Origin of the sequence: Diaphorobacter nitroreducens (genome assembly GCF_002214645.1) — a bacterium.
Taxonomy (GTDB): Bacteria; Pseudomonadota; Gammaproteobacteria; order Burkholderiales; family Burkholderiaceae_C; genus Diaphorobacter; species Diaphorobacter nitroreducens.
In genome coordinates, this window is record NZ_CP016278.1 from 3822233 (window position 1) to 3847950 (window position 25718).

Genomic DNA, 25718 nt, shown 5'->3' on the forward strand with positions numbered 1-25718 from the left:
TTGCCATGCCCCTGCGCGCGCACCGCGCACCAGGAGCGCCGACATGACGTCACGTTTCGGCCACAGCCAGCACCCCCGCCGTGGGCGATCCGCGCGCGCGCGGGCCGGACGGCGCGAGGGCGTTCAGTCCAACTTTCCCGCGACGCAGGTCCTGGAGCGCTCTGCGCACTCCCTTCCCGCGCGCCAACGCACGGCGCTGGTCATGGCCGGTGGAACGGGTGGACATATCTTTCCTGGCCTGGCACTGGCTGAGGCGCTGCGCGAACGTGGCTGGCAGGTGCATTGGCTGGGCACGCCCGGCAGCATGGAAGAGCGCCTGGTGCCGCCGCGCGGTTTCGCGTTCGAGCCCATCGACTTCTCCGGCGTGCGCGGCAAGGGTCTGAAGACGCTGCTGGCCTTGCCGCTGCGGCTGGCACGCGCATGCCTGCAGGCGCGCGCGGTCGTGCGCCGGTTGCAGCCGGACGTGGTGATCGGTCTGGGCGGGTACGTCACCTTCCCTGGCGGCATTGCCGCGCGCCTGGCGCGCAAGCCGCTGCTGCTGCACGAGCAGAACTCCGTGCCCGGAATGGCCAACAAGCTGCTGTCGCGGCTGGCCACGCGGGTCTACACGGCCTTTCCCAATGTGCTGCCCGATGCGCAGTGGGTGGGCAACCCCATGCGGCGCGCCTTCACGCGCCAGCCCCGTCCCGAGCGGCGCCTTGCCGGGCGCGAAGGTCCGCTGCGCCTGCTGGTGGTGGGCGGCAGCCTGGGCGCCAAGGCGCTCAACGACATCGTGCCCCAGGCGCTGGCATGGATCCATGAGCAGGACCGCCCCATCGTCACCCACCAGAGCGGAGAGTCCCAGATCGAGGCGCTGCGCCGCAGCTACGCGGCGGCGGGCGTCGAGGCCACGCTCACGCCGTTCATCGAGGACACCGCAGCCGCGTTCGCCGAAGCGGACCTGGTGCTGTGCCGCGCGGGCGCCAGCACGGTGACGGAGATTGCGGCCGTGGGGGCTGCGGCGGTGTTCGTGCCATTCCCGCACGCGGTGGACGACCACCAGACCACCAACGCGCAGTACCTGGTGAAGGTGGGCGGGGGCTGGCTGGTGCAGCAGGCCGACCTGACCGCCCACGGCCTGGCCGAGATGCTGCAGAACATGAAGCGCCAGGAGCTGCTGGCCAAGGCGCAAAAGGCACGCACGATGCGAAAGATCAACGCAACCCGCGACATCGTCGCGGCATGTGAAAGGCTGGCACGATGAAGCAGGCCATTCGCCACATCCACTTCGTCGGCATCGGTGGCTCCGGCATGTGCGGCATTGCCGAGGTGCTGCACAACCTGGGCTATGTGGTTTCCGGCTCCGACCTGGCCGACAGCCCCACGCTGCGCCGCCTGCAGTCATTGGGCGTGGCCACCCATGTGGGCCACGCGGCGGCGCACATCGCTGGTGCGGACGCCGTGGTGACCTCCACCGCTGTGCAGGCCGACAACCCCGAGGTGCTGGCCGCGCGTGAGCGCAAGATTCCCGTGGTGCCGCGCGCGTTGATGCTGACCGAGCTGATGCGCCTGCGCAAGGGCATCGCCATTGCCGGCGCACACGGCAAGACCACCACCACCAGCCTGGTGGCCAGCGTGCTGGGGGAGGCGGGGCTGGACCCGACCTTCGTGATCGGCGGGCGGCTGAACAGCGCGGGCACCAATGCCAAGCTGGGCCAGGGCGAGTACATCGTGGTCGAGGCCGACGAGTCGGATGGCTCGTTCCTCAACCTGCTGCCCGTGATGGCGGTGGTCACCAACATCGATGCCGATCACATGGAGACCTACGGCCACGACTTCGGCCGGCTCAAGCAGGCGTTCGTGGACTTCCTGCACCGCATGCCGTTTTACGGCACGGCCATCCTGTGCATCGACAACCCAGCGGTGCGCGACATCCTGCCGCTGGTGACCTGCCCGGTGACGAGCTACGGCCTGTCCGAAGATGCCGAGGTGCGCGCCGTAGATGTGCGTGCCGTGGGCACGCAGATGCATTTCACCGTGCAGCGGCGCAACGGCGTGACGCTGCCGGACCTGCAGGTCGTGCTCAACCTGGCCGGCGAGCACAACGTGCTCAACGCCCTGGCGGTGATCGCCGTGGCGGCCGAGCTGAACCTGCCCGACGAGGCCCTGCTGCGCGCACTCGCCGGTTTCACCGGGGTGGGTCGGCGCTTCCAGCGCCACGGCGACCTGCCCGCGCAGGGCGGGGGGCACTTCACGCTCATCGAGGACTACGGGCACCACCCTGTGGAGATGGCGGCCACGCTTGCGGCCGCGCGCGGGGCGTATCCGGGGCGGCGCCTGGTGCTGGCCTTCCAGCCGCACCGCTACAGCCGCACGCGCGACTGCTTCGAGGACTTCGTCAAGGTGCTGGGCACAGCCGACGCGGTGCTGCTGACCGAGGTCTATGCCGCGGGCGAGGCGCCCATCGTGGCGGCCGACGGCCGGTCGCTGGCGCGCGCACTGCGCGTGGCCGGCACGGTGGAGCCGGTGTTCATCGACAACGTGGCCGACATGCCGCAGCGCATTGCCGCGGGCGCCCGGGATGGCGATGTGGTGCTGTGCATGGGGGCGGGCTCGATCGGTGGCGTACCCGCCAAGGTGGTTGATTTGCTACAAAAAAATGAGCTGCTAGCGCAGGAAGGACGGGCGCAATGAGCCAAAATGACCCCAAGATTGATGTGAAGGCGCTGGGCAAAGTGGCCGTGCTCATGGGGGGCACGTCGGCCGAGCGTGAGGTGTCGCTGATGTCGGGCGGCGGCGTGCTGCAGGCGCTGCGCTCGCGCGGCGTGGACGCGCATGCGTTCGACCCCGCGCACAGTGATCTGTCGGAGCTCAAGGCCCACGGCTACAGCCGCTGCTTCATCGCGCTGCACGGCCGCCATGGCGAGGACGGTACGGTGCAGGGCGCGCTGGAGCTGCTGGGCATTCCGTACACCGGTCCCGGCGTGATGGCGTCCAGCATCGCCATGGACAAGATCATGACCAAGCGCATCTGGCGCGCGGACGGCCTGCCCACGCCAGACTGGCGCCTGGTGTCCAGCAGTGCGGAGACGGCCCAGGCCTTCCAGGAGCTGGGCGCGCCGATGATCGTCAAGCCCTCGCGCGAGGGCTCCACCATCGGCCTGACCAAGGTCACTTCGCTGGGGCAGTGCGAACAGGCGTATCGGCTGGCCGCGCAGCATGACCCCGAGGTGCTGTGCGAGCAGTTCATCGATGGTGACGAGACCACCTGTCCCATACTGGGCCAAGGCGCCGAGGCGCGCGCGCTGCCGGTGATCCGCATCGAGGCGCCGCAAGGCAACTACGACTACCAGAACAAGTACTTCACCGACGTCACGCAGTACCACTGCCCGAGCGGCCTGCCCGAGGCCGAGGAGCGCGAGATCCAGCGCATCGTCGTGCAGGCTTACCGTACGCTGGGTTGCCGCGGCTGGGCGCGCGCCGACATCATGATCCGCGCGAGCGACCGCAAGCCCTTCCTGCTGGAAATCAACACCTCGCCCGGCATGACCGGTCACTCGCTGGTGCCGATGTCGGCCAATGCCAGCGGCATCAGCTACCCCGACCTGTGCCTGCGCATCCTGGCGAGCGCGTCGCTGGACGCGCTGCAGGGCCGGGCCGGTGCGGCAGGAGGACGGGAGCCGGTATGAACAACACGCTGCCCGCACCGCTGGACGTTCGCCTCATGAACATGACCGCTACGGTCCTGTTCCTGGGCTGCGCCCTGGCCGTGCTGGCGGTGGGCGGAGGCTGGCTGCTGCGCCATCCTGCGTTTTCGATCGGGCGCATCGTGGTGGAGGGCGACCTCGTGCACACCAGCGCGTTGAGCCTGCGTGCCAACGTTGCGCCGCAACTCGTGGGCAACTTCTTCACCATCGACTTGCAGGCCGCGCGCCGCGCCTTCGAGCAGGTGCCCTGGGTGCGGCAGGCCTATGTGCGACGCGAGTTCCCCAGTGGCCTGCGCGTGCAGCTGCAGGAGCACGACGTGGTCGCCTACTGGGGCGCCGAAGGCAGCGACACCCTGGTCAATAGCCGGGGCGAGGTCTTTGAAGCCGACGCGGGCGACCTGGAGCAAGACAACCTGCCGCGCCTGATGGGCACGCCCGAGCGCTCCGCGGAGTTGCTGCAGATGTACCGCCAGCTGGCGCCCGCGTTGGCGCCGCTGGGTTCCGGCATCGACTCGTTGCAGCTCACGGGGAATGGAGGCTGGCGGGTCACGCTGGACAGCGGTGCGGTGCTGGAGCTGGGGAGTGGCTCGACGCAATTGCTGATGCAGCGCGTGTCGCGTTTGGTGCACACGCTGCCGGACGTGGCGCAACGGCAGGGGCGTCGCGTGGATGCGCTGGAGTACGCCGACTTGCGGCATGAAAGCGGCTATGCGCTGCGCCTGCGCGGCGTCACCACCGTGAGTACGGACGCACAGAAGGCGGCTGCGCTGCGCGCGGCGTCGCGTGCGCGCAGGGCGGGGCAGAACAACTGAGGGCAGGACAAAGAACTATGGCAAGAGAATACAAAGACGTGGTCGTGGGGCTGGACATCGGCACCGCCAAGGTCATGGCAGTCGTCGCTGAAGTGCTGCCCGGGGGCGAGCTGAAGCTGGCCGGCCTGGGCGTAGCCCCCAGCAATGGCTTGAAGCGCGGCGTGGTGGTGAACATCGACGCCACGGTGCAGAGCATCCAGCAGGCGCTGAAGGAGGCCGAGTTGATGGCCGACTGCAAGATCCAGCGCGTCTATACCGGCATCACGGGCAGCCATATCCGCGGCCTCAACTCCAGCGGCATGGTGGCGGTGAAGGACAAGGAGGTCACGCCGGCGGACGTGGCGCGCGTGGTGGAAACGGCCAAGGCCATCAACATCTCCAGCGATCAGCGGCTGCTGCTGGTGGAGCCGCAGGAATTCGTGATCGACGGGCAGGATGTCAAAGAGCCCATCGGCATGAGCGGCATCCGCCTGGAGGCCAAGATCCACATCGTGACCGGCGCGCAGAGCGCGGCCGAGAACATCATCAAGTGCGTGCGCCGCTGCGGCCTGGAAGTGGAGCAGCTGATGCTGAACCCGCTGGCGAGCAGCCAGGCCGTCCTTACCGATGACGAGCGCGAACTGGGCGTGGCCGTGGTGGACATTGGCGCGGGCACCACCGATGTGGCCATCTTCACCGGGGGGGCGATCCGCCACACGGCGGTGATCCCGATCGCGGGCGACCTGATCACCAGCGATATCGCGATGGCGCTGCGCACACCCACCAAGGACGCCGAGGACATCAAGGTGGAGAGCGGCTACGCCAAGCAGTTGCTCGCCGACCCTGAGGCGCAGGTCGAGGTGCCGGGCCTGGGCGACCGCAGCCCGCGCATGCTGTCCAAGCAGGCGCTGGCGGGTGTGATCGAACCGCGCGTGGAGGAGATCTTCTCGCTGGTGCAGCAGGTGATCCGCGAGTCCGGCTATGAGGAGGTGCTGTCCTCGGGCATCGTGATCACGGGCGGCAGCTCCGTCATGCCGGGCATGGTGGAGCTGGGCGAGGACATCTTCCTCAAGCCCGTGCGCCGCGGCATCCCGAAGTACTCCAGCGCGCTGGCCGACATGATTGCCCAGCCGCGCGCCGCTACCGTCATGGGCCTGCTGGAAGAGGCGCGCCTGGCGCGCCTGCGCGGCTTCAAGGTGGCAGCCAAGAGCGGGTCGGTGAAGACCGCATTTGGCCGGTTCAAGGACTTCATCGTGGGGAACTTCTGACATGACCTTCCCCCCGCTCTGGATGGCACGCGCCAGTCCGCCGCCGCGGCGCCGCGGGCGATGGCGAAGTACCGCGCCTCCGCCCGACGGCAATGACCGTCCCCTAACAAACACCAACCTACGGCAATTGCAAATCACAACCCAAGTTTCAGGAGCACCATCATGACCATCGAAATGATCGAGTCCGAAGAGTTCAACCAGGGCACGCAGATCAAGGTGATCGGTGTCGGCGGGGGCGGCGGCAACGCCGTCGAGCACATGATCTCGCGCAACGTGCAGGGCGTGGAGTTCGTCACGGCCAACACCGACGCGCAGGCGCTCACCCGCAGCACGGCGCATCGCACCATCCAACTGGGCGCAAGCGGCTTGGGCGCGGGCAGCAAGCCCGACAAGGGCCGCGAGGCCGCCGAGGCTGCGCAGGAGGACATCCGCCAGGCCATCCAGGGCTCGCACATGCTGTTCATTACCGCCGGCATGGGCGGCGGCACGGGCACGGGCGCTGCGCCCGTGATCGCGCGCGTGGCCAAGGAGATGGGCATCCTCACGGTGGGCGTGGTCACCAAGCCCTTCGACTGGGAGGGCGGGCGCCGCATGAAGAACGCCGACGATGGACTGGCCGAGCTCGAAGCCAACGTCGACTCGCTGATCGTCGTGCTCAACGAGAAGCTGCTGGAGGTGCTGGGCGATGACATCACCCAGGAAGAAGCCTTCGCGCACGCCAACGATGTGCTCAAGAACGCGGTCGGCGGTATCGCCGAGATCATCAATGAGTACGGCCAGGTGAACGTGGACTTCGAGGACGTGCGCACCGTGATGGGCGAGCCCGGCAAGGCGATGATGGGCACGGCCACGGCCAGCGGCCCGGATCGCGCGCGCATTGCAGCCGAGCAGGCCATCGCCTGCCCGCTGCTCGAAGGTATCGACCTGTCGGGCGCCAAGGGCGTGCTGGTGCTGGTCACGGCCAGCAAGGGCAGCCTCAAGCTGGCCGAATCGCGGCTGGCAATGAACACCATCAACGCCTACGCCTCGCCGGACGCGCATGTGATCTTCGGTGCGGCATACGACGACACGCTGGGTGACGAGATCCGCGTGACCGTGGTGGCCACGGGCCTGTCGCGCCAGAACGCGCGCCGCCAGCCCATGCAGGTGGTGCAGGGCAGCCTGCGCACCGGCACGGACAACGTGGCGTACCAGATGCCCATGGCCGGCGCAGCGGTCGGAGTTTCCGCCGGCATGGTGGGCGGTGCGGCCCAGGCCGACTACGGCAGCATGGCCGTGCCGAGCGTCTGGCGCACCAACCGTTCCGTGGCCACGGCGCGCGTGGATGCGCTGTCTTCGGGCGGCATGGATGAACTGGAGATTCCGGCCTTCCTGCGCAAGCAGGCGGACTGAAGCTCCACCGGCGCCACGACCAAGGTGCCTGAATGAAAAAGCCGCTGGCGTGCCAGCGGCTTTTTCATGTGTGGTCGCTCATCCGCATGACGTGCGCTACACGGCGCGCGCAGGCGCCTGCGGGCGCCGCTCGGATAGGCGTCAGAACGACTCCCAGTCGCCGTCGTCCGGGCCGGCGCCGGGCGCCTTGGCGGGCTTGGCCTGTAGCGCGGGTGCCGCGGGAGTGGACAAAGCGCGAGGTGCGCTTGCGGCCGGGCGCGCCGCGGGGGGTGCAGCACGCGTGGTTGCCGTGGCGGGGCGGGGCCGCTGTACCTCGCCTGCCTGCACGCGGAACAGCGCCACCACGTCCGTCAGCTTCATGGCCTGCTCGCGCAGGCTGGCCGCCGCGGCGGTGGATTCCTCCACCAGCGCGGAGTTCTGCTGCGTCATCTGGTCAAGCTGGTGCATGGCGGTGCTGACCTGGGCAATGCCCTGGCTTTGCTCGGAGGTGGCGGCGCGCACTTCGCCAATGATGTCCGTCACCCGCTGAACGCTGCTGACGATCTCGGTCATGGTGCTGCCGGCGCTGTCCACCAGTGTCGTGCCGGAGCGGACCTTTTCCACCGAATCGTTGATCAACGCCTTGATCTCCTTGGCGGCTTGCGCACTGCGCTGCGCGAGCGTGCGGACTTCTCCGGCCACCACGGCAAAGCCCCGGCCTTGTTCGCCGGCGCGTGCGGCCTCCACGGCAGCGTTGAGCGCCAGGATGTTGGTCTGGAAGGCGATACCGTCGATCACGCCGATGATGTCGCTGATCTTGCCGCTGCTGGCGTTGATGCCTTCCATGGTGCTCACCACCTGGGATACCACGTCCCCGCCGCGTGCCGCCACCTGCGCGGCCGATGCGGCCAGTTGGTTGGCGGTCTGGGTGGCGTCGGAGGTCTGGCGCACCGTGCTGGAGAGCTCTTCCATGCTGCTGGCCGTGGCCTGCAGGTTGCTGGCCGTGTCCTCGGTGCGATGGGCCAGGTCGTTGTTGCCCTGCGCGATCTCGCTGGCCGCGGTGGCAATGCTGTCTGAGGCGCTGCGCACCTCGACCACGAGGCGGCGCAGCGAGGCCACCATCTGCGACAGTCCATCCATCAGCGATCCCGCGGGCGCGGGAGGGATAGCGGTGTCCAGATGGCCCTGCGCGACTTCCGACATGACGCTCATGGCGTGGGCAGGTTCGCCGCCGATCTGGCGCACCACCGAGCGGAACACCGCAAAACCGACCACTCCCACGGCAAGGGTGACGAGCGCGACCACCAGCAGGTCGGTCAGCAGCGCCTGGTGCACTGCGGCATCGATATCGTCGGTGTACAGGCCGGAGCCCACCATCCAGTTCCATCCATCGATGCGCACGGCGTATTGCAGCTTGGGTGCGAGCGTCTGCTCGCCAGGGCGCATGAACCTGGCAGAGACATACGCCTTGCCATCCTTGCTGCGCTGCAGTGCGTCCGTGATCTGTTTGAGCAGGTCGTTGCCATCGCCGTCCTTGAGCTTGCCGGCCATGTCCTGGCCTTCCCACTCGGGCTTGATGGGATGCATCACGCCGCGGCTGTCCATGGTCCAGATGTAGAAATACTCGGTCTTGCCTTCCGCGCCGCCGTAGCGCGACAGGCGCAGGGCTTCCTTGGCGGCCTTCTGCGCGTCCGCTACGCTCATCGCGCCCTTGTCGGCCGCTTCCTTGTAAGCGGCGACGATGCTGTGCGCCGTCTGCACGGCGGTGGTCAGGGTTTCCTTGCGGGCGTCGATGATGAGCTTGCGCTCCTGCAGCAACGACAGGGTAGACATCACGATCAGCGCGAGCAGCGCCGTTCCCAGCATGGCAAGAATCTTCATCTTGAGGCTGAGCTTGGTCATGGGGGGGCTTCTCCGAAATTCGCCAAAATGGCGAGTTTTGTAAACATTTATTAACATAATTATCGCATTTGTTCCAATTTTGTTCGGCGACGCGCTCGTTGTCCTATGTGAGAGCTTCTGCAGATCGACGCGCAGCGCAGGCGGCAGAACGTTTCGCTGCTATCAACGTCATAGAAAAGGGGTACTGCCGGCCCGTGTCTGGCGGCCTAAAATCGGCGGATGCTTCAGCAACGTACCATCAAGACCCTGACCCGCGCCGTGGGCGTAGGCCTGCACAGCGGCCAGCGGGTCGAGTTGACGTTGCGCCCGGCACAGCCGGACACGGGGATCGTGTTCCGCCGCGTGGATCTGCCGGAGCCGGTGGATATTCCCATTACCGCCACGGCCGTCGTGGATACGCGCATGGCCTCGACCATTGGCGCTGGTGGTGCGAAGGTGCATACCGTGGAGCACCTCATGTCGGCCTGCGCAGGGCTGGGGCTGGACAACCTCTACATCGACATCACGGCGGAGGAGGTGCCGATCCTCGACGGATCGTCTGCTTCCTTCGTGTTCCTGCTGCAAAGCGCGGGGGTGGAGTTGCAGAATGCGCCCAAGCGCTTCATACGGGTCAAGCGCCCCGTGGAAGTGCGTGAAGGCACGGGCCAGCAGCTCAAGTGGGCGCGGCTGGAGCCGTACCATGGTTTCAAGCTGCGCTTCGACATCGACTTCGCCCACCCCGCCGTGGACTCCACGGGACAGAGCGTGGAGTTCGATCTGGGCGAAGGCAACTACGCGCGCGACATTGCGCGCGCCCGCACCTTCGGCTTCACGAAGGACGTAGAGATGCTGCGCTCCAGTGGCCTGGCGCTGGGTGGCGGGCTGGACAACGCCATCGTCATGGACGACTACAAGGTGCTCAACGCCGATGGCCTGCGCTACGACGCCGAGTTCGCCCGCCACAAGATCCTCGATGCCATGGGCGACCTGTACCTCGTGGGCAAGCCTCTGCTGGCGGCCTATAGTGCCTTCCGCTCGGGCCACGCCATGAACAATCTGCTGTTGCGCGAACTGTTGGCCCATGAGGATGCGTGGGAGATCGTGACCTTCGAGAATGAGCGCCAGGCGCCCGCAGGTTTCACACAGCCGGTGCGTGCCTGGTAACGGACGAGGGACGCGCGCATGTTGATCTTCCGATGGGCTGTCCTTCTGCTGCTGCTGGCTGCCGGCGTGTCGTTTGCCTTTTTCGCCGCTACGGGACAGCAGCGCTACAAGCGTTTTGGACTGGTCATCGTCAAATGGACCGTCATCGCGGCGTCCATGTTCTTCCTGGTGCTGATCCTCGAGCGTCTGCTGTAAGGCGCCTTGCTGGCGGTCAAGTCGCCTATACTCGGCCCCGCTCCGGGGTGCACGTAACGGCGTGCTGAGATGGCGGACCTGACCGCCGGAACCGCGAACTTGATCTGGTTCATACCAGCGTAAGAAGAGCTGCAGTTGGATAGGGGGGAACGGGTACACCCGCAAGAAGGGTCGTGCTCCGTCCGTCCATCCGATCGATAGCGGAGCACTTCCATCCATCCCACCGATGAAGGAGCTGCCCGCCATGAATGCCCCCGACAAGTTCGCCAGCCTGCTTGCGCTCACGCGCGAACCCTTTCCCGCTTCCACCAAGTCCTACCTCGCCGGCAGCCAGCCCGGGCTGCGCGTGCCGGTGCGCGACATTCAGCTCACCAACGGCGAAGTGGTGAGCGTGTACGACACGTCCGGCCCCTATACCGATCCTGCCGTGCAGATCGACGTGCGCAAGGGCCTGGCGAGCGTGCGGGGCGAATGGATTGCCGCGCGCGGTGACACCGAGGGCTATGAGGGTCGCGTGCGCAAGGCGCTGGACGACGGCCAGAAGGCCGAGGATGGCGACCGACTGGCCCAGCTGCGCGCCGAGGCTGCGGCGCTGCAGCGCCAGCCGCTGCGCGCCAGGATCGGCGCCAACGTCACGCAGATGCACTACGCGAAGAAGGGCATCGTCACTCCCGAGATGGAATACGTGGCCTTGCGCGAGAACGGTCGCCGTGAGTGGATGCAGCAGTACATGCAGGACGCCGCACGTGAGCAGCGCCTGGCCGGCAACCCACTGGGTGCGAGCATTCCGAAAATCATCACGCCCGAGTTCGTGCGCGACGAGGTCGCCCGTGGCCGCGCCATCATTCCCGCCAACATCAACCACCCCGAAGTGGAGCCCATGGCCATCGGGCGCAACTTCAAGGTGAAGATCAACGCCAACATCGGCAACTCCGCCGTCACGTCGAGCATCGAGGAAGAGGTGGAGAAGCTCGTCTGGGCCATCCGCTGGGGCGCCGACAACGTGATGGACCTGTCCACCGGCAAGAACATACACACCACGCGCGACTGGATCGTGCGCAACTCGCCCGTGCCCATCGGCACGGTGCCTATCTACCAGGCGCTGGAAAAGGTCGGCGGCATTGCCGAGGACCTGACCTGGGAGATCTTCCGCGACACGCTGATCGAGCAGGCCGAGCAGGGCGTGGACTATTTCACCATCCACGCGGGCGTGCGCCTGGCCTACATCCAGCTCACCGCCGCGCGCCGCACGGGCATCGTGTCGCGTGGCGGCTCCATCATGGCCAAGTGGTGCATGGCGCACCACAAGGAGAGCTTCCTCTACACGCACTTTGAGGACATTTGCGACATCATGAAGGCGTACGACGTGTCGTTCAGCCTGGGCGACGGCCTGCGTCCGGGCTGCGCCTCGGACGCCAACGACGAAGCCCAGTTTGCCGAGCTGCACACGCTGGGCGAGCTGACGCAGATTGCCTGGAAGCACGACGTGCAGACCATGATCGAAGGCCCCGGCCACGTGCCCATGCACATGATCCAGGCCAACATGACGGAGCAGCTCAAGACCTGCCACGAGGCGCCGTTCTACACCCTGGGCCCGCTGACCATCGACATCGCCCCCGGCTACGACCACATCGCCAGCGCCATCGGTGCCGCCATGATCGGCTGGATGGGCACGGCCATGCTGTGCTACGTGACGCCCAAGGAGCACCTGGGCCTGCCCGACCGCGACGATGTCAAGCAGGGCATCATTGCCTACAAGATCGCGGCCCACGCGGCCGACGTCGCCAAGGGGCATCCGGGTGCCCGTGCGCGCGACGACGCGCTGAGCCAGGCGCGGTTCGACTTCCGCTGGCAGGACCAGTTCAACCTGGGCCTGGACCCCGATACGGCCAAGGAGTACCACGACGAGACCCTGCCCAAGGACAGCGCCAAGGTAGCGCACTTCTGCTCCATGTGCGGGCCGAAGTTCTGCTCGATGAAGATCACGCAGGAAGTGCGCGAATTCGCCCAACAGGGCCTGCAGTCCAAGGCAGAGGAGTTCAACCGCACGGGCGGCGAGCTCTACGTGCCCATCCACCGCGCCGACTGACCCACGCAAAGCCGCCGGCCTGTCATGCCAGGCCGGCTCCAAGTGGCCGTATCAGGCCGCGGCCAGCAGCCGGGTGGGCATGGGCGACGGCAGTGCGTGCGCCAGTTCACCCGGCAGGCGGAAGCGGCTGACCTGCGCCGCCAGCTCATGGGCCTGGCCGCGCAAGCTCTCGGTGGCGGCCGCGGACTCTTCCACGAGGGCAGCGTTCTGCTGGGTCATCTGGTCCAGCCGGGACAGGGCCGAGTGGATGGAGAGGATGTCCTGCTGCTGCGCATGGTGGCTGGAGCGTATGTCGGCCATCGTGCGTGCGGCGTCCTGGATGGCCGCTACCACCTGCTCCATGGTCCGCCCCGCATCAGCGGCCAGGGTGGCGCCGGCATCCACCTGCTGCACGGACGCCTGGATCAATGCCTTGATCTCGCGCGCGGCCTCGGCCGAGCGGTTCGCCAGGCTGCGCACTTCGCTGGCCACTACCGCGAAACCGCGGCCCTGTTCGCCGGCACGTGCGGCTTCCACCGCGGCGTTCAACGCCAGGATGTTGGTCTGGAACGCGATCGAGTCGATCATGCCCGTGATGTCGCCGATCTGGTGCGCGCTGTGGGCCACTTGCTGCATGGTCTGCTCCATGCGCGTCACCACGTTGCTGCCTTCGTGCGCGGTGGCTGCCGCCTGTGCGGCGCGTGCCTCGGCATGCTCGGCGGTCTCGGCCGATTGTTGAACGGCGCGTGTCACATGCTCCAGCGCGGCGGCCGTTTCCTGCAGGCTGGCTGCGGCCTCCTCGGTGCGGGTGGACAGGTGGGCGTTGCCGTTGGCCATCTCGGACGAAGCCGTGTGCAGGCTGTGCACGGAGGTGCTCACCTGTCCCGCCAGGCTGCGTAGCGCGGACTGCATGACCGACAGGGACGTCAGCATGTGCCCGGTTTCATCCCGGTCGTGGCCCACGATGTCCTGGCGCAGGTCCAGCCCCGCAACACGCTGCGCGGTGTCGCTGGCCAGTGCAATGGGCCGCGTGATGCTGCGCACCAGCCACAGCGCGAGCAGGGTGCCCATCACCAGGGACAGGCTGCCGAACGCCAGCAGCGACCAGCGCGCCCGCAGGCTCCAGCCGCCCACGGCCAGGGCGGCCGTGTCGATGGACTGGCGCTGCGACTGCGTGAGCGCCTCCAGCGACCCCAGCAATGCCTGGGACGCGGGCAGGAAGCGCTCGCCATACACCTGCTGAATGCGTGACGTGAGGCCGAAGTCGCGTGCCTGCACCAGTGCGGCCTGGGCCTCGTGGAAGTCGGCGGCCCGCGCCTTCACGCGGGACAGCAGTTCCTCGTCGGCTGTGCCGGCCAGCCGCTGTGCCAGGGTGGCTACCAGCCTGTCGTACTGCTGCTGCGTAGCGGCAATGTCGGCGCCGATGGCTTGCCCCACCTCGGGTTCTGAACTCAAGGCCACGGCCTTGTAGCGCTCGGCATTGATGGCCTGCAGCCGATAGGCGTCGGCTACCAGTCGTTCGTTGGCCACGCTGTGCTGAACCATATCGTCCGTCGACTGGCCGATGTGCCGCAGCGACCACACGCCGATGGCCGAGCCGACCAGACTCAGCGCCAGCACCGTCATGAACAGGCCCAGCAGCCGGCGACCCAGCGGGCCGATGGAAAGAGAGCGGGTAGGGGAAGAAGAGAAGGACATGCGCGTGTTCGGGGTGACCAAAGCCCTAGGGCCGAACCGCACTATGGACAAAGATTGTGACAATATGTTTTCCGACCATGCCTTGCCGCGCTGCCTAAGCCCCGTCTCTCCAGAGACAACGGGGCCGTGAATACCCTGCCATGGAATGGAGCGCTTGCAACATACAGTTGCATTCCGGTCCGCCCACGAGGCGGTATCTCTGCCATGGCGTGGAACTTGCACACGCCGGTCATCATGTTCAGCAAAGGAATGCCATGAGGGTTCTGGGGCAGCTTTCCATTCGCGCGCGGCTGTATTTCGCCACGACTTTTTCCCTGGTCCTGCTGACTGCAGTGGGCGCTCTGGGCTACGTTGCGCTCGACCGCTCGCGCAGCACGCTGCAAGAGCTGTTTGCGCGGCAGGTGCAAACGCTCACCGACATGGCCGAACTTCGCACCGGCTTGGGGCACCTGCGCCGTGCCGAGAAGGACATCATCATCAACTTCAACAACGCCGTGGAGGTACAGGCGCTGCGTGAGGGCTGGAGCCGCCAGTTGGATGCGCTGCGCAAGAGCATGGCGCAGGTGCGCGAGGTGCAGGCCGGCAACGCGGAATTCACGGGTGCACTGGACAAGGCGCTGGCCGAGGTCGGGCAGTACGAAGGCGGGCTCGTGCCGATCTTCGACCAGATCGAGCGTGCCCTGCTCGACGGCGCGGGCGCGGGGGCGTATGCCGAACGTTTCAAGGCCCACATGGACACCACCGATGCCCTGCTGGCCAGCCTGGCCACGCAGGCGCGCGGCCACATGGAAGAGGCGCGCGCCGCCCTGGACCAGCGCACCGCCACCATGTCCACGCTGATTGCTGCAGCCGTGCTGTTGGGGTTGGCGGTGCTGGTGCCGCTGACGTTGTTCAGCGTGCGTTCCATCACGCAATCGCTGGAGCAGGCGCGCGCGCTGGCCGAGCGTATTGCCGCGGGCGACCTGTCGCATGCGGTGCAGTCCCGCCAACGTGACGAGATCGGCAGCCTCGTCGCTGCCATGGGCCGCATGCAGGATGCGCTGCGCACCCTGGTGGGCCAGGTGCAGCAGGCTGCGGGCAGCATCGCCACGGCCAGTGACGAGATAGCCCTGGGCAACCAGGACCTGAGCCAGCGCACCGAGCAGACCGCCGCCAGCCTGCAGCAGACCGCCTCGTCCATGGAGTTGCTCACCGGCACGGTGCAGCACAGTGCCGAATCGTCCCGCCAGGCCAGCGGGCTGGCGGCCAACGCGGCCGAGGTGGCGGTGCGCGGCGGCGCGGTGGTTGCGAAGGTGGTGCAGACCATGGGCGAGATTTCCGACAGCTCGCGGCGCATCGGCGACATCACGGGCGTGATCGACTCCATCGCGTTCCAGACCAACATCCTGGCACTCAATGCCGCCGTGGAGGCCGCGCGCGCCGGCGAACAGGGCCGGGGCTTCGCCGTCGTGGCCAGCGAGGTGCGCAGCCTGGCGCAACGTAGCGCCGACGCCGCCAAGGAAATCAAGGCGCTGATCGGCGCCTCTGTCGAGCGGGTGGAGGGCGGCTCGCGCCTGGTGGCGCAGGCGGGCGAGACCATGACCGAGATCGTGGCCAGCGTGCGCCGGGTTTCCGACATCGTGGCCGAGATCACCAGCGCGGCCGCCGAGCAGGCGGGCAGCATTGGCCAGGTAGGCCAATCGGTCAGCCACCTGGATCAGATGACGCAGCAGAACGCCGCGCTGGTGGAAGAGTCCGCAGCCGCGTCGCAGTCGCTGCGCGACCAGGCCGGCCGACTGACCGAGGCGGTCAGCCGCTTCAAGCTGCAGGGCAGCGCGCCGCAGCCGGGGGCCGTGGCGTTGGCGCGCGCAACCGCCGCGCGGGAAATGGCGGAGAAGGACGTTGGCTTGCCCGCGCTTGCTGCGTAGGGAAAGGCCCCAGAGGCAAGGGCCGCGTTCAGTCGTTCAGTAACTGCGCCCGGCCTTGTACATGGCGTGCTGGCGCCGCGTGAGCTGCGCGACCTCGCCCACGCGGGCCATGGCCGCGCCGGCATGCGCGTGGGTGATGGCCAGGCCCAGGGCGTCGGCGGCGTCGGTGCCCGGCAGGCCGGGCAACTCCAGCAGACGGCGCACCATCTCCTGCACCTGCGACTTGGCCGCGCGGCCGTGGCCTACCACGGCCTTCTTCATCTGCAGCGCGGTGTATTCGGCCACGGGCAGATTGGCATTCACCAGCGCGGTGAGCGCCGCGCCGCGCGCCTGGCCCAACAGCAGCGTGGACTGCGGGTTGACGTTGACGAAGATGATTTCCACCGCCGCCGTGCTGGGCTGGTAGCGCGCGGCCACCTCGCTCACGCCGTCGAACAGCACCTTGAGCCGGCCCGGCAGATCCCCCAGCGCGAGGCCCGTGGCGCGCCCCGTGGTGCGGATGGTGCCGCTGGCCACGTAGCGCAGGCGATGGCCGTCCACGTCCACCACGCCGAAGCCCGTGGTCTGCAGTCCGGGGTCGATGCCAAGGATTCTCATGGACTATTAAATTTATAGCTGTTCGCGCTTGCTGCTATTGGCCTGGAGGCCGATATTGCTTGTATAAATGACACGTGGTTCAGGGCAACTCGCTGCGCCCCATGCGCGCCAGCAGCGCGCGCGTGCGCCCGGCCAGGTAGGCCGAGCCGGGCGCCTTCTCGAAGCGTTTGGGCGCCGGCAGCATCACGGCCAGGCGCGCGGCCTCGGGCGCGGTGAGCTGGCGTGCGCTCTTGCCGAAGTAGCGCTGCGCGGCGGCCTCGGCGCCGAACACGCCTGCCCCCCATTCCACGTTGTTCAGGTAGATCTCCAGGATGCGCTGCTTGGGCAGGAGCTGCTCCAGCGCCAGGGTGAGCACGAATTCCTGCCCCTTGCGCACCAGGTTGCGCTCGCCCGACAGCAGCAGGTTCTTGGCCAGTTGCTGGGTGATGGTGGAGCCGCCGCGGATCTTGGGCGCGCGCCCTGTGGCCGACGGCCGGGCGGCCAGCTGCGCCTCGATGCGCGCATTGCGCTCCCAGGCCTTTTCGATGGCATCCCAGTCCACGCCGTCGTGGTTGACGAAGTTGTCGTCCTCCGATGCGACCACCGCGCGCTTGAGGTGGTCGGATATCTGTGCGTACGGCACCCATTGCTGGCGCCAGCGCACGCCGCTGTCTTGGGACCATTGCGCCCAGGCCTCGGACCGCTGGAGGGTGGTGGATTCCGGGTCGATCACCGCCATGGCCGCGATGCGCGCCACGAAGAACAGCTGCAGCGCCAGCAGTGCCAGCAGCACCAGCATGCACCAGCGCAGTGCGCCCCGCATGCCTCAGGCCCCCGCGGCGATGGCCGCGCGCAGCTCCTGCAGCACCGGGGCCGACGGCGGGCGCACGCCGCGCCAGAGCAGGAACGCTTCGGCCGCCTGCTCCACCAGCATGCCCAGCCCGTCGCGCGCGGTGGCGCCGTGGGCCGTGGCCCAGTCCAGAAAGGGCTGCGCCGCCGGGCCGTACATCATGTCGTAGGCCAGGCTGCCGGGGCGCAGCACGCTGGCGGGCACGGGCACCGGGCCGCCTTCCAGGCTGCTGGCCGTGGCGTTGATGATCACATCGAAATCGGCCCCTGGCGCTTGCATGTCCAGCGCCAGTAGCTCTGTTTTTTGTAGCGCTGCGAGCGCGGCGTGGCTGTCCACCAGTGCCTGGGCGCGCGCGGGCGTGCGGTTCACGACGGCGATGCGCCGGGGTTGCTGCCGCAGCAGCGGGCCCAGCACGCCGGCGGCCGCGCCGCCCGCGCCCACCAGCAACACGTCGCGCCCGGCGAGTGGAACGCCCGCGCCTTGCGTGATGTCGGCCACCAGACCCAGGCCGTCGGTGTTGTCGGCATGGATGTTGCCGCCGTCGAACACGAGGGTATTGGCCGCGCCGGCCAACTGCACGCGCTCGCTGCGCGTGGTGGCCAGCTGCGCGGCCTCCAGCTTGAACGGCACGGTGATGTTGCAGCCGCGCCCGCCTTCGGCGGCGAAGCTCTGCAGCGCCTGGGCGAAGCCGTCCAGTGGAACCAGGCGGCGCTCGTAGTGCAGCGACTGGCCCGTCAGTTGGGCAAAGCGCGCGTGGATCCACGGCGAGCGGCTATGGGCGATGGGGTTGCCCATCACGCAGTAGAGGTCGGCGGCGGCGGTCATCAGCGCAGGTCGGTTTCCAGGGTCTGGTCGCGCGTGAACTTGAAGCGCGAGACCACGGCGATCTGATCGGCCTTGGCGCGCATCGCCGGGCCGAAGTGGCCAAAGGGCCCCGCGGCGCGGGCGATGGCCTCGGCGCGGCGGTCCAGCAGGCGGTTGCCCGAGCCCTGCACCACCTCGGTGGCCAGCACGCGGCCGTCATGGTTCACGGTCAGGATCATGATCAGCTCGCCGTAGAGCTTCTTGCCGCCCTGCTCGGGGAAGTTCTGCGTGCCCTTGTCCTCGACCTTGCGGCGCAGCGCGTCGTAGTACACGGCATACACCTCCTCGCGCGTGGCGGGGCTGATGTAGCGCTTGCGCGGGCGGGCGTTTTCCTCGTTGATGCGCTTTTCGATCTCGGCCAGCAGCTTCACCAGCTGGCGGCGCTTTTCGTCCTGGGCCTGGCTGTCGGTGCTCTGGCTGGGCTTGCGCGGGTCGGGCTCGGGCAGCACGGCGAGCTGCTTGCGCAGCTGGGCCAGCATCTGGGTCTGCTGCTCCAGCATTTGGTCCATCTTGCGCTGGGCTTCTTCCAGGTCGTCGCCGATCGTGGTGAGGGCCGAGTAGGGCAGGGGGCTGGTGGCGCGTCCCTTGGCGGCCTCGCCGCCACCGGCCAGCGACGCCTGCGCGATGGCCTGCGCCTTGTCGGGGCGCTCGTTGGACTGCGCGTTGACCAGGATCACCTCCAGCGGCGTGTCCTGGAACACGCGGTTGAAGCTCTCGGGGTCCACGAAGCGCACCGTGAGCAGTGCGGCATGCACGGCGATGGAGACGCCCAGCGCGATCTGCAGCGTCGTCAGGCGTTGAAGCAGGGTGGAGATTTTCATCGTCGGGCCGCCATCACTGCAGGCCGCGGCGCCCCTGTAGGGCGGCGCGCTGCATGGCGGTGGAGCAAGGGAGCGGTTGTCACGGCGCCCGATTATCAGCGGTGCCGCCGGCGCCCTCGCCCTCGGCCTCGTTGACATCGACCGCGATGGCGATCGGGCCGGCCACGGCCTCCTCGTCGCCCTCGTCCTCGTCCACCGGGCCGTCGTCGCTGGCATCCAGCGGGTCGTCCAGGCGCGCCACCAGGGTGCCCGCCACGTCCAGCGTGATCTCGTCGATCTCGCCGAGCTTGACGCGCACGCGTGCGCCGCGCGGCAGTTGCTGCGCGCCCAGCACGGGCAGCACCAGTGGCAGGGTGTCGGCGCGCACCAGGAAGCTGCCGTTCGGCCCTTCCTTGAACACGGTGGCGTCCAGCTCGGTGATCTGGTTCTGCTGCAGGTACTTGAGCGTCCAGAAGCGCTCCATGCCGGCCTGGTAGCCGTTGTAGGCGCTGTAGGCGGCATCGAAGCTGCTGATGATGGAGAACAGCTCCGCGTCCTTGGGCTTGAACGGTGCGGCCAGTGCAGCTGTCTTGCCGTGGCGCGCGCAGGCAATGATCTGCCACTGGTTCACCAGGTCCACGTAGCGGCGCAGCGGCGAGGTGGCCCAGGCGTAGCTCTTCACGCCGATGCCGGCGTGCGGCAGCGCCTTCGTGGACATGCGCACCTTGACCCCCGGCGCCAGGCTGGCCTGGCTGCGGTAGATGCCGGGCACGCCGTGCTCGGCCAGCATGTTGCCCCAGGTGCTGTTGGCGACGATGGCGGCCTCGGCCACGATCAGGTCCAGCGGCGCGCCGCGCTTGCGGGTGGTGATGTCCACCGTTTCGCTGCCGTTGGGCTCGGCGCCGTCGTTGCGGGGCTTGTGGGCCCCCACGCTTGCCGCTTCGCTGGCTGCGCTGCCCCCCGCGGGGGCGTTCGCGCCTTCGGGCGGCCGGGCGGCGCTCAGCCGGAAGGTGTAGTCGGGGCGGTTGAAGGTTTCGGGCTTGCCGCGCACGACTTCGCGCTGGGCCTTGAGCTGCTTGGCCAGTCGGTGCAAAAAGGAGAGCTGCTCGCGCAGATCCAGCAAGGCCTGTGGCGTGTTTTCATGTTGAATGGTTGGGTCGGCCAACCACTCTTCCGTCACGATGTGGTCCAGCTGGTCGTGGCGCAGGTTCACCGTTACGGGCACGCGCTCCAGGCGCGTCTCGGTGGCGGTGATGGCCAGCGTGGCCTCGTCGATCGTCACATACAGCGACACGGCCGGGTTGGCGCGGCCCTCGTCCAGCGTGTAGATCTGCACCACCTCGTCGGGCAGCATGGTGATCTTGTAGCCCGGCATGTAGACGGTGGACAGGCGCGTGCGCCCCAGCTTGTCCAGGTCGCCCCCGGGTTGGATCGCCAGGCCCGGCGCGGCAATGTGGATGCCCAGCGTCACGGTGCCGGTGCCCAGGCCCTGTACCGACAGGGCGTCGTCGATCTCGGTGGTGGCCGAATCGTCGATGGAATAGGCCTGCACATCCGCCAGCGGCAGGTCGGCCGGCGGCTGGGGTGCCGCCAGCTGGGGAAAGCCCGTGCCCTTGGGGAAGTTGTCGAACAAAAACCGCTTCCAGTGGAACTGGTAGCTGGAGTCGATCGCACCCGCGGCCTGCAACAGGTCCAGCGGAGCCTTCTGCGCGCTGCGGCTGGCCTCGACCACGGCCTTGTACTCGGGCGCGTTCTTGTCGGGGCGGAACAGAATTTTGTAGAGCTGCTCGCGCACGGGCTGCGGGCAGGTGCCGGCGACGAGCTCGGCGGCCCAGGCGTCGATCTGCGCCTGGATCTGCTTTTTCTTCTCGATGGCGGCGAGGGCCTGCTGCAGCACCTCGGCCGACGCCTTGCGAAAACGCCCCTTGCCCGCGCGGCGGAAGTAGTGCGGCGCCTCGAACAGCGCCACCAGCATGCCGGCTTGCTCGGTCACCGGCGCCTGGGCAGAAAAATAGTCGCGCGCCAACTCGGCGAAGCCGAACTCCTCCTCGGGCGCGAACTCCCAGGCCAGCGGAAGCTCCACGCCGGCGGCGATCTCGCGCGCCTGCGCCAGCAGCTCGGCCGGGGCGGGCTTGTCGAACTTCAACAGGATGTTGGCGGCCTTGACCTTGACGCGTTTACCCGAGTCGAGCTCAATCTGTGCCGAGCTTTCGGCTTCGGAGAGGATGCGGCCGGCCAGGAACTTGCCGGCTTCGTCGAACAGTGCATGCATAGGGGCGCGATTTTCCCATGGCGGCGGGCAGCGCCCCTGTTCGCGGCAGGTGATTGCGGGTGTTTGTCACGCCAGGCCTTCGGCGTGCGTCCAATGGGCAAAGGGTCTCAACGAAAGCGAGGCGAGCCATGCACCCATCCGAGGACTTACCGCAGGCGGCGGTTGTCACTGCCATCCCCATCGCCGACCGTGCGGCGGACGCGGCCTTGGTGACACGCGCCCTCGCCGGCGAGGCGGGAGCCTTCGCCGCCATCATGCGGCGCCACAACCGGCTGATGTTTCGCGCCGCGCGCGGCGTGGTGCATGACGACGCCGAGGCGCAGGACGTGGTGCAGGAGGCCTATTTGCGCGCCTTCACGCGGCTGCGGGCCTTCCGCGGCGATGCCGCGCTGGGCACCTGGCTGGCGCGCATCTGCCTGCGCACGGCCTTGGACGTCTTGCGCCGGCGTGCGCGCAGCGTGGCCATCGACCCCGCGCAGGCCAGCGACCAGGAGCCGCAGCCGGAGGATGCCATGTCCTATTTCGCCCCGCCCGACGACGCACCCGACCAGGCATTTGCGCGTGCCCAGTTGCGCGCCCTGCTGGAGTCGGCCGTGCACAGCCTGCCGCCGCTGTACCGCAGCGTGTTCCTCCTGCGTGCCGTGCAGGAGATGAGCGTGCAGGAGGCGGCCTTTTGCCTGGACATCAGCGAAGAGCTGGTGCGTACCCGCTACCTGCGCTCGCGCGCCATGTTGCGCGACGCGCTGGGCGCGCGGGCGGAGGCCTGCGCCGACAGCGTCTTTCCGTTTGCGGGCGCGCGCTGCGACCAGGTCGTGCAGCAGGTGCTGGACGCACTGGCGCGGCGCGGGCTGCTGGCCTGACGGGCCGGCGCCACCCCGCCCACGCCTATGGCCCGTGCGCCGCTGTGCGCCGCGCCGATTACCCGCGCCGCCGGCGCGGCCCTTGTCCCTTTTCTTCAAGGAGATGACCATGAACCGCTCTTCCTTCTTCCTGCCTCCTTCTACTTCTGCGCTGCTCGCGCGCCGTCGCACGTTGGGCGCGGCCGTGCTCTCGGCCTCGGCCGTGGCGTTGCTGGGTGGGCGCGACGCGCTTGCCGCCGCTGCCAAGACCGATGCGCGGCAGCATGAGGCCGACGTGCGCATCCTCAACACCGCACTGGCGGCGGAGTACGAGGCCGTGGCCGCCTACCAGGTGGGCGCCGAGAGCGGTCTGCTCACCTCCGGCGTGCTGCCCCTGGCGCAGCAGTTCCAGGGCCACCACAAGGAGCATGCCGACGCGATCGCCGGCGCCGTGCAGAAGATGGGCGGCAAGCCTGTGCAGGCCAAGGCGCAGTACGGCTTCCCGACCGACAAGCTCAAGGCCGAAGCCGACGTGCTGCGCTTTGCCGCCGGACTGGAGCGCGGCGCCGTGTCGGCCTACCTGGGCGCGGTGCCGCTGTTTGCCGACCGTGCCCTGGCGCAGGTGGCCGCCAGCATCTTGGGCGATGAGGCCATGCACTGGGCCGTACTGCGCCAGGCCCTGGCTGAGGCGCCGGTGCCCTCGGCGTTCCTGTCGTGACCCGCGTCCAGGCGGGTGGGGGCATGCGGGCCTGGGCATTGGTGGGCGGATTGGCGCTTGGAGCTGCGGGCATGGCGGTCGCCGGGCCCGCGCCGGCAACGCAAGCGCCGGCCGCGCCCCAGCCCATGGCGCCTGACGCGGCCCAACTGGCACGCGGCCAGCAGATCTACGCGCGCTGCGCGGGCTGCCACGCCATCGAGGGCCACCGCACGGGGCCTCAGCACTGCGGCCTGTTCGGCCGCCGCGCGGGCACGGCGCCGGGTTTCGAGGGCTATTCCCCAGCCATGCGGGCCAGCGGCATCGTCTGGGACGAGCGCACGCTGCAGCGCTTTCTGAAGGACCCGCCAGCCACCGTGCCCGGCACGTCCATGGGCTACGCGGGCGTGAAGGACGATGGCGAGCGTGCGGCGCTCATCGCCTGGCTGCGCCAGGCCACGCAGCCGGGGAGCGCCTGCACCCTCAGGTAGTCCATTGCTCTGCCTTTGATAGCTGCCAGCGCTTGCTACAAAAGCGCTGGAGGCATTTTTGGCTTGAAGTGCGGCTGGTGCCATGGCGGCGCCTATGATGGGCGCCACCATGACGTCCACGATCGCATTTGCACCACCGCCCCGCCATGCGTCCTGATTTCGCGCCGCTGGCGGTCCTGGCGATGGCGCTGCCCTTCGTCTTTGGCATTACCGAGGCTCCGTATTCCAACTTTTGGCCGCTGCTGGCCAGCGGCGCCTGCGCCTGGCTGCTGGCGGCGCTGGCCTGGTGCGGCGCCTGGCGTCCCAGTGCCGCGCGCCTGGGCGCCCATCTGGCGGCGGGTCTGCTGCTGGCGGCGCTGGTGGCCGCGGCCATCGGCCTGGTGCAGTTCTTCATGGGCGACCCGGGGTGGGCGCCGTGGGTGCATGCCTCCAGCCCGGGCCTGGCCTTCGGCAACTTGCGCCAGCGCAACCAGCAGGCCACGTTGCTGGCGCTGGGCGTGTGGGCGCTGCTGTGGTGGGTGGCGCGCCTGCAGGAGCAGGTGGACGGCAACCCGGTGCTGGGAGGGCGCGGCGCGCGCTGGCCGGTGCTGGCGGCGGTCGCGGTGCCCTGGGCCATGGTGCTGCTGGCCACTGCGGGCGCGGCCACGGCTTCGCGCACGGGGGCGCTGGAGTGGCTGGTGGTATTGGCGCTGCTCGCCGTGTGGCGGCGCAGCAGCGGCGCACTGGCGCTGGGCATGGCCGGCGTGGGGCTGGCGGTTTATGCGGTGGCGGCGTGGGGCTTGCCGCAGCTGCTGCTGCGGTGGACGGGCATGCGCATGGACGGCCTGTTCATGCGGATGGCCGATGGCTCCCAGACCTGCGTCGGCCGCGCTACGCTGTGGTCCAACGTGCTGGAGCTGATCGCCCAGCGGCCCTGGGCCGGCTGGGGCTGGGGCGAGCTGGACTACGCGCACTACATCCACCCGTTTGCGGGAGAGCGTTTTTGCGTGCTGCTGGACAACGCCCACAACCTGCCGCTGCATCTGGCGGTGGAACTGGGCCTGCCGGCTGCGCTGCTGCTGTGCGGCGTGCCGCTGTGGGCCGCGCTGCGCGCGCGCCCCTGGCGCGAGGCGCAGCCCCACCGCCAACTGGCCTGGGGCGTGCTGGCCCTTGTGGGCGTGCACAGCCTGCTGGAGTTCCCGCTGTGGTACGGGCCGTTCCAACTGGCCACCGCGCTGGCCGTGCTGGTGCTGCTGGCGCCCTGGCTGTCGCGTGCGGCGCGCTGGCGCCCCGTGGGTGCGGTGGTGGCGGGCGTGGCACTGCTGGCGGCACCGGCCATGGGGTTCGTACTGGTACGGGACTACGCGCGCGTGAGCGCGCTGTACCGTCCCACGGCCGAGCGGCCCGCGGCGCTGCGCGCGCTGACGGCTGCCGACGCAGCGCGGCAGGTGTGGCTCTTCCGTGCGCCAGCGCAGTTCGCGCAACTCACCACTGCGGTGGTCACGCCCGCCAATGCGGCCGAGATGCATGCCCTGGCGCTGCAACTGCTGCACTACTCGCCCGAGCCGCGCGTGATCGAGAAGCTCATCGCCAGCGCGCGGCTGCTGGGCCGCGAGGACGAGGTGGCGCTGCACACCGACCGCTACCGCCGCGCCTATCCGTACGACTTCGGGCGCTGGCAGCGCGGCCAGCCTTCCGGTGGCCCGCCGCTGGAGCGCTGATCAGACCAGGTCGCAGAACGCCAGCACCTCGGGCAGGTGCTGGGCGAAGTCGCTCAGCGCGTGGTCGCCGCCGGGCAGTACGCGCTGGGTGGCTTGCGGGTAGCGCGCGACCATCTCGCGCCAGTCCAGCAGTTCGTCACCCTGCGCGGCGATCAGCAGCTCCGGCCCCGCGGGCGGCAGGTGGCGCACGTCCAGCGCCTGCAGCTCGGCGATGTACTCGGGGCGGAAGAAGAACCGCTCTTCGGGGTTGTGCCACGCGGTCTGCTCGCCGATGTAGCGTTCCAGGTCGCGCGCGGGGTGGACGGCGGGGTTGAGCAGCACGCTGGTACAGCGCGCCTGTTGCGCCACCCAGCTGGCGTAGTAGCCGCCGAGCGACGAGCCGACCACCGCCATGCCCGGTCCCTGTGGCCAGGTGGCGATGCCGCCTGCGACCAGCGCCATCGCCGCGCGCGGCGAAGGGGGCAGCTGTGGGCACCAGAACGTTACGCCCGGGTGGTGCTGGGCCACGTGCGCGGCCACCTGGCGGGCCTTGGTGGACTGGGGCGAGGAGCGAAAGCCGTGCAGGTACAGCAGGTGGGTGGTGGGCATGGCTGTCAGCGTCGG

The 25718-nt window shown here is 68.7% G+C and carries 22 protein-coding genes and 1 riboswitch; of the genes, 14 read left to right on the forward strand and 8 right to left on the reverse strand.

Annotation, left to right across the window (positions count from 1 at the left end):
* Window positions 1–43: 43 nt before the first annotated feature.
* From murG to ftsZ, 6 genes are all read left to right on the forward strand, one after another.
* Entirely contained in the window at window positions 44–1243 is a 1200-nt protein-coding gene (gene murG / locus BA022_RS17885; RefSeq protein ID WP_088888342.1) for an undecaprenyldiphospho-muramoylpentapeptide beta-N-acetylglucosaminyltransferase, read from the forward strand.
* Window positions 1240–2673 (forward strand): UDP-N-acetylmuramate--L-alanine ligase, encoded by a 1434-nt coding sequence (gene murC, locus BA022_RS17890; RefSeq protein ID WP_088888343.1) that lies wholly within the window; start codon window positions 1240–1242, stop codon window positions 2671–2673. The genes murG and murC overlap by 4 nt, the downstream gene beginning before the upstream one ends.
* Window positions 2670–3668 (forward strand): D-alanine--D-alanine ligase, encoded by a 999-nt coding sequence (locus BA022_RS17895; protein ID WP_015914261.1) that lies wholly within the window; start codon window positions 2670–2672, stop codon window positions 3666–3668. Before murC ends, BA022_RS17895 begins: the two co-directional genes overlap by 4 nt.
* A complete protein-coding gene (locus BA022_RS17900; protein WP_015914260.1) occupies window positions 3665–4498 on the forward strand; it encodes a cell division protein FtsQ/DivIB in 834 nt (277 codons plus the stop codon). Before BA022_RS17895 ends, BA022_RS17900 begins: the two co-directional genes overlap by 4 nt.
* A 17-nt stretch (window positions 4499–4515) precedes the next feature.
* Window positions 4516–5745, forward strand: coding sequence for a cell division protein FtsA (gene ftsA, locus BA022_RS17905; protein ID WP_015914259.1), 1230 nt, complete (start codon window positions 4516–4518; stop codon window positions 5743–5745).
* 162 nt (window positions 5746–5907) lie between these two features.
* On the forward strand, window positions 5908–7137 hold the full coding sequence (gene ftsZ, locus BA022_RS17910; protein ID WP_011806759.1) for a cell division protein FtsZ: 1230 nt from the start codon (window positions 5908–5910) through the stop codon (window positions 7135–7137).
* A 141-nt stretch (window positions 7138–7278) separates the two neighbouring features.
* Here ftsZ and BA022_RS17915 read toward each other — a convergent pair whose 3' ends face one another.
* Window positions 7279–9018, reverse strand: coding sequence for a methyl-accepting chemotaxis protein (locus BA022_RS17915; protein WP_088888344.1), 1740 nt, complete (start codon window positions 9016–9018; stop codon window positions 7279–7281).
* A gap of 219 nt (window positions 9019–9237) precedes the next feature.
* Between BA022_RS17915 and lpxC the strand changes: the two genes are divergently transcribed.
* The 3 genes from lpxC (at window position 9238) to thiC (ending at window position 12445) form a co-directional block, all read left to right on the forward strand.
* Window positions 9238–10161 (forward strand): UDP-3-O-acyl-N-acetylglucosamine deacetylase, encoded by a 924-nt coding sequence (gene lpxC / locus BA022_RS17920; RefSeq protein WP_088888345.1) that lies wholly within the window; start codon window positions 9238–9240, stop codon window positions 10159–10161.
* Window positions 10162–10179: 18 nt separating this feature from the next.
* Window positions 10180–10356 (forward strand): hypothetical protein, encoded by a 177-nt coding sequence (locus BA022_RS19385; protein WP_011806756.1) that lies wholly within the window; start codon window positions 10180–10182, stop codon window positions 10354–10356.
* Between the two features lie 33 nt (window positions 10357–10389).
* Window positions 10390–10499: riboswitch (TPP riboswitch) on the forward strand.
* Between the two features lie 101 nt (window positions 10500–10600).
* Complete coding sequence (gene thiC / locus BA022_RS17925; protein ID WP_088888664.1) at window positions 10601–12445, forward strand: phosphomethylpyrimidine synthase ThiC; 1845 nt, start codon at window positions 10601–10603, stop codon at window positions 12443–12445.
* A gap of 51 nt (window positions 12446–12496) precedes the next feature.
* On the opposite strand, the gene BA022_RS17930 is transcribed toward thiC, so the two are convergent.
* The gene (locus BA022_RS17930) at window positions 12497–14122 is read right to left on the reverse strand and encodes a methyl-accepting chemotaxis protein (protein ID WP_088888346.1); all 1626 of its coding nucleotides are present in this window, start codon (window positions 14120–14122) and stop codon (window positions 12497–12499) included.
* A gap of 254 nt (window positions 14123–14376) precedes the next feature.
* On the opposite strand from BA022_RS17930, the gene BA022_RS17935 reads away from it, so the two are divergent.
* On the forward strand, window positions 14377–16029 hold the full coding sequence (locus BA022_RS17935; RefSeq protein WP_088888347.1) for a methyl-accepting chemotaxis protein: 1653 nt from the start codon (window positions 14377–14379) through the stop codon (window positions 16027–16029).
* A 36-nt stretch (window positions 16030–16065) separates the two neighbouring features.
* On the opposite strand, the gene ruvC is transcribed toward BA022_RS17935, so the two are convergent.
* The 5 genes from ruvC to BA022_RS17960 all read right to left on the reverse strand — a co-directional run bounded on the left by ruvC (window position 16066) and on the right by BA022_RS17960 (window position 21391).
* Window positions 16066–16626, reverse strand: coding sequence for a crossover junction endodeoxyribonuclease RuvC (gene ruvC / locus BA022_RS17940; protein ID WP_015914253.1), 561 nt, complete (start codon window positions 16624–16626; stop codon window positions 16066–16068).
* A 79-nt stretch (window positions 16627–16705) separates the two neighbouring features.
* A complete protein-coding gene (gene mtgA, locus BA022_RS17945; RefSeq protein ID WP_088888348.1) occupies window positions 16706–17428 on the reverse strand; it encodes a monofunctional biosynthetic peptidoglycan transglycosylase in 723 nt (240 codons plus the stop codon).
* 3 nt (window positions 17429–17431) lie between these two features.
* Entirely contained in the window at window positions 17432–18280 is an 849-nt protein-coding gene (gene aroE / locus BA022_RS17950) for a shikimate dehydrogenase (RefSeq protein WP_088888349.1), read from the reverse strand.
* The gene (locus BA022_RS17955; RefSeq protein ID WP_015914250.1) at window positions 18280–19140 is read right to left on the reverse strand and encodes an energy transducer TonB; all 861 of its coding nucleotides are present in this window, start codon (window positions 19138–19140) and stop codon (window positions 18280–18282) included. Before BA022_RS17955 ends, aroE begins: the two co-directional genes overlap by 1 nt.
* 79 nt (window positions 19141–19219) lie before the next feature.
* Window positions 19220–21391 (reverse strand): ribonuclease catalytic domain-containing protein, encoded by a 2172-nt coding sequence (locus BA022_RS17960; protein WP_088888350.1) that lies wholly within the window; start codon window positions 21389–21391, stop codon window positions 19220–19222.
* 128 nt (window positions 21392–21519) lie between these two features.
* Between BA022_RS17960 and BA022_RS17965 the strand changes: the two genes are divergently transcribed.
* From BA022_RS17965 to BA022_RS17980, 4 genes are all read left to right on the forward strand, one after another.
* On the forward strand, window positions 21520–22251 hold the full coding sequence (locus BA022_RS17965; protein ID WP_088888351.1) for an RNA polymerase sigma factor: 732 nt from the start codon (window positions 21520–21522) through the stop codon (window positions 22249–22251).
* Between the two features lie 109 nt (window positions 22252–22360).
* Window positions 22361–22948, forward strand: coding sequence for a ferritin-like domain-containing protein (locus BA022_RS17970; protein ID WP_088888665.1), 588 nt, complete (start codon window positions 22361–22363; stop codon window positions 22946–22948).
* A gap of 71 nt (window positions 22949–23019) precedes the next feature.
* Entirely contained in the window at window positions 23020–23415 is a 396-nt protein-coding gene (locus tag BA022_RS17975) for a c-type cytochrome (RefSeq protein ID WP_228403655.1), read from the forward strand.
* 146 nt (window positions 23416–23561) lie between these two features.
* Window positions 23562–25115: a PglL family O-oligosaccharyltransferase gene (locus tag BA022_RS17980; protein ID WP_088888353.1), complete on the forward strand. Its 1554-nt coding sequence runs from the start codon at window positions 23562–23564 to the stop codon at window positions 25113–25115.
* On the opposite strand, the gene BA022_RS17985 is transcribed toward BA022_RS17980, so the two are convergent.
* Window positions 25116–25703, reverse strand: coding sequence for a YqiA/YcfP family alpha/beta fold hydrolase (locus BA022_RS17985; RefSeq protein WP_088888354.1), 588 nt, complete (start codon window positions 25701–25703; stop codon window positions 25116–25118). It abuts the gene before it with no gap.
* Window positions 25704–25718 lie beyond the last annotated feature (15 nt).